Annotated in this window: 2 protein-coding genes and 1 pseudogene; all 3 read right to left on the bottom strand. The window is 74.0% G+C overall.

Going from position 1 to position 1,113, the window contains the following annotated elements:
- The coding region (locus ACFFNX_RS50790; RefSeq protein ID WP_378213676.1) for an NAD(P)-binding domain-containing protein at window positions 1-184 on the bottom strand (184 nt) is incomplete at its 3' end.
- Window positions 157-966, bottom strand: a complete 810-nt coding sequence (locus ACFFNX_RS50785; RefSeq protein WP_378213678.1) for a hydroxypyruvate isomerase family protein — start codon at window positions 964-966, stop codon at window positions 157-159. The genes ACFFNX_RS50790 and ACFFNX_RS50785, both read right to left, overlap by 28 nt.
- 41 nt (window positions 967-1,007) lie before the next feature.
- A pseudogene (locus tag ACFFNX_RS50780) lies at window positions 1,008-1,113 on the bottom strand (succinate--CoA ligase subunit alpha); the annotation flags it as partial.

The raw sequence follows: 1,113 nt of genomic DNA, 5'->3' as shown, positions 1-1,113 counted from the left end.
CCCCGGCCAGGTCGGCCGCGCCGCGACCCCCGGCCGCCACGAGGCGCTCAAGGCGGTCGGCGCCCAGGTCGTGCCCGACGACGGAGTGACCGGCGCGCGCCAGGTTGGCCGCCATCGGGCCGCCCATGACGCCGAGGCCGATGAAACCGATGTTCTTCACGCGTTCTCCTTGCGGGGGAGCCATCCGAAGCTGTCCGCGCTCGGCCCGTCGGGCCGGTACTCCAGGCCGACGAAGCCCGGATGGCCGGACGCGTCGAGCGCGGCGAACACGTCGTCGTAGGGCAGGTTTCCCGTGCCGGGCCGGCCGCGCCCCGGCACATCGGCGATCTGGACGTGCCCGAAGTAGGCGGCGTGGCGCTCGATGACGGCGATCGGGTCCTCGCCCATCCGGGCGAGGTGGTAGAGGTCGGCCAGGAACGCGACGTTCCCGGTGCCCGCCTGGTCGCGGACGCGGTCGATCACCGACAGCGCCGCGTCCGTGGACGTCAGCGGGTAGCCGGGGTTCTCGTGGGAGTTCAGCGCCTCGACGACGACCGTGGCGTCGCACCGCCGGGCCGCCTCCGCCGCCAGGCCGAGGTTGGTGGCGGCCAGGTCGTCCTGCGCGTGCGGGTCCAGGCCGGGGACACGATTGCCGTACAGGGCGTTGAGCACGCGGCAGCCGGTCGCCTCGGCGATCCCGACGGCCACGTCGATGTTGGCGCGGAACCGGTCGGAGCCGTCCGGGCGGGACAGGAGCCCCCGGTCGCCGGCGGCCATGTCGCCGGCGTCGAAGTTCAGCCCGGCCAGGTGGACACCCGCGTCGCCGAGGGCGCGGAGCAGGGCGTCGACCTCGCGGTCGGCGGGCTCGGGACCGGGGAACGGCCACCACAGCTCGACGGCGTCGAACCCGGCGGCCCGTGCCGCCGCCGGCCGTTCGAGGAGCGGGAGTTCGGTGAACAGGATGGACAGGTTGACGTCGAAGCGCATGTCACTCCTCGCGATGCCCGCGGTCGTGGGCGCGGCGGCGGTCAGGTGGTCGCGGAGGCCGAGGCGAGGCACTCGCGCATGAGGCGTGCGGTTTCGCTGGGGGTCTTGCCGACACGGACGCCGACCTTCTCCAACGCTTCCTTCTTG

It is taken from the genome of Actinoallomurus acaciae (genome assembly GCF_042429965.1).
GTDB classification, from domain to species: Bacteria; Actinomycetota; Actinomycetes; order Streptosporangiales; family Streptosporangiaceae; genus Actinoallomurus; species Actinoallomurus acaciae.
This window is presented reverse-complemented; position numbering and strand designations above follow the sequence as displayed.